The 2,413-nt window shown below is 63.4% G+C and carries 2 protein-coding genes and 2 pseudogenes; 3 read left to right on the top strand and 1 reads right to left on the bottom strand.

Features of this window, described 5'->3' with window-relative positions; genetic code table 11:
* Positions 1-160: 160 nt before the first annotated feature.
* Positions 161-1,045, bottom strand: coding sequence for an EamA family transporter (locus MMB74_RS27220; RefSeq protein ID WP_277431702.1), 885 nt, complete (start codon positions 1,043-1,045; stop codon positions 161-163).
* A gap of 103 nt (positions 1,046-1,148) precedes the next feature.
* On the opposite strand from MMB74_RS27220, the gene MMB74_RS27215 reads away from it, so the two are divergent.
* The 3 genes and pseudogenes from MMB74_RS27215 to MMB74_RS27465 form a co-directional block, all read left to right on the top strand.
* Complete coding sequence (locus MMB74_RS27215) at positions 1,149-1,628, top strand: Fur family transcriptional regulator (protein WP_277431701.1); 480 nt, start codon at positions 1,149-1,151, stop codon at positions 1,626-1,628.
* Between the two features lie 72 nt (positions 1,629-1,700).
* A pseudogene (locus tag MMB74_RS27210) lies at positions 1,701-2,198 on the top strand (GTP-binding protein); the annotation flags it as partial.
* An 87-nt stretch (positions 2,199-2,285) separates the two neighbouring features.
* A pseudogene (locus MMB74_RS27465) lies at positions 2,286-2,413 on the top strand (transposase); the annotation flags it as partial.

Genomic DNA, 2,413 nt, shown 5'->3' with positions numbered 1-2,413 from the left:
TGCATACTGCCTCCCAAGCTCTTGCCATTGAGCGGCAAGCGAGCGCTCAACCTTCCTTGGCCGAACGTGTTTCGAGGCCCAAAACTCGTGCCATACTTGGCCTCATGCGGTTGAATTTCCTATCCGTGTGGAGGCGGAGATCCGATGCGGCCGGGCGGGGTCAGCCCAGCGTCAGCGCAATGACGCCCGCTACGATCAATGCGGCGGCGGCCATGCGCTGTTTCATGTCACCCTCGTTGAGCAGGCGCACACCGAGGAAGGCGGCCACCATCATCGACAGTTCGCGAGCTGGAGCGACATGCGAGACCGGGGCCTCTTGCAGCGCGGTCAGTACCAGGATGTAGCTAAGCGGCGAAAGCAGCGCGATGCCCAGGATTTCCTTCTTGTGGCGCTGCCATAGCAGCGTCACATGCGGCCATTGGGTGAATGCGCGCGGTGCGCTCATTGCGCCGCGCACCACCCCGCTGAAGTAATCGAGCAGCAGGGGGGCGATCAGCAGCACCTTCACGCCGTAGCCATCGACCAGTGTATAGGTGGCGATGAACAGTCCCGTGAGCAAGCCCCAGCCGACCCCCGATTCGAGATTGCTGCGGAACGCGCTGGCGCGGAACAGGCGCCGTCCGCCGGCCAGCAGCAGCACGCCGCTGATCACCAGCAGGATGCCGCAGGCCGCCAGCCAGCCCGGCCGTTCGCCAAGCACGAAGATCGCGCCGATCGACGACAGCAGGGGGCCGGTGCCGCGTGCCAGTGGATACACCACCGAAAGATCGCCGGTTTCGTAGCCGCGCTGCAATACCAGCGAATAGCCGTAATGAAGCACTGCGCTCAGGCAGATCCACAGCCAGGCTTTCAGATCGAGCGTGTGGGATTCGGTCGAGAGGATCCAGACGGCGGCCGGCAGATACAGGACTGTGACGCCGAGGGAGGTGAGGAAGACCAGCGGCGAGCCGCCGCCGGTACGGGCACTGATGCGTTTCGCCAGCAGATTCCATCCAGCGTGGAGGAAGGCGGCCGTGACAACCAGTGCGAGGGCGTAAAGCGACATGACAGTTTGATGACAGGTTGCCGTGATTCTACCGGTAAACCCCTGTGCGCGATCTTATCGCAACTGAGTTGCAGGTGTTTGATCCCTATGGTTAAATGGCTGCATGCAGTCCGATCCGTTTCATGCCCCTCCTGTCAGCTTGTCCGATGCGGCGCGGGAACGCCTGCGCAGTCTCGGGGCGCGCGTCACGCAGCCGCGAGTGCAGGTGCTGGCCTGCCTGATGGCCAGCGAGCACCCGCTCACGCACCAGGCCGTCCTGGAGCAGATGGCCGTGGCCAGCGAACCGGTCGACCGCGTGACGGTCTACCGGATTCTCGACTGGCTCGTCGAGCAGCATCTGGCCTACAAGCACGCCGGTGACGACCGCGTCTATCGGTTCAGCCTGACCGAGCATGTGGAAGCCGAGGCGCAAGCGCATCGGCAGCACGGACATTTCGAATGCGTGTGCTGTCACCGCACCTACTGCCTGGACGGCCCCGCCGCGCCAGTTGCCGACATGGTGCCGGAGACCAGCGTACCGGCCGGCTTTGCCGTCGAACATGTCGAACTCACCCTGAAGGGTCGTTGCCCGCAATGCCACTGACGCCAGCCGGCGTCCCTGCATCACCTGTGCATCGCTTCCTTCACCCCCCACTTTTTCTGCTGGAGTCACTCCATGTCCAAACTGGTCCCGGCCACGATCCTGACCGGCTTTCTCGGTAGCGGCAAGACCACGCTGCTCAAGCGCATCCTGAACGAAGCGCACGGCATGAAGATTGCCGTGATCGAAAACGAATTCGGCGAAGAAAACATCGACAACGAAATTCTCGTCCAGGACGGACGCGAACAGATCGTGCAGATGAGCAACGGCTGCATCTGCTGCACCATCCGCGGCGACCTGGTAGCCGCCCTGTCGGACCTGATGACGCGCCGCGACGCCGGCGAGATCGAATTCGACCGCGTGGTCATCGAAACCACCGGCATCGCCAACCCGGGCCCGGTGGCGCAGACCTTCTTCATGGATGACGAAATCGCTACGCGCTATCTGCTCGATGCGGTCATCACGCTGGTGGATGCCCGCCACGGCAACCAGCAGCTCGACCAGCACGAGGCCGCCCAGCGCCAGGTCGGGTTTGCCGACGCGATCTTCATCACCAAGAGCGATCTCGTCAGTGCCGACGACGTAGCCGCGCTGCGCCATCGACTTGTGCATATGAACCCGCGCGCGCCGATTCGTACCGTCAATTTCGGCGAGACGCCGCAAGACATGCTGGGCTACAAACACAGCGGCTTCTCGGTGGACGCCGGTGTCTGCATCGAAGCCCACGACCGCGCTGCGCTGGAGCGGCTGCTGCGCTATTGCGCGCGTCCACCGTTTTCCATGGAGCG

Origin of the sequence: Trinickia sp. Y13, from assembly GCF_029522115.1 — a bacterium.
Taxonomy (GTDB): Bacteria; Pseudomonadota; Gammaproteobacteria; order Burkholderiales; family Burkholderiaceae; genus Trinickia.
Note: the sequence above shows the minus strand (reverse complement) of the source record. Positions and strands in the feature narration are given on the sequence as shown.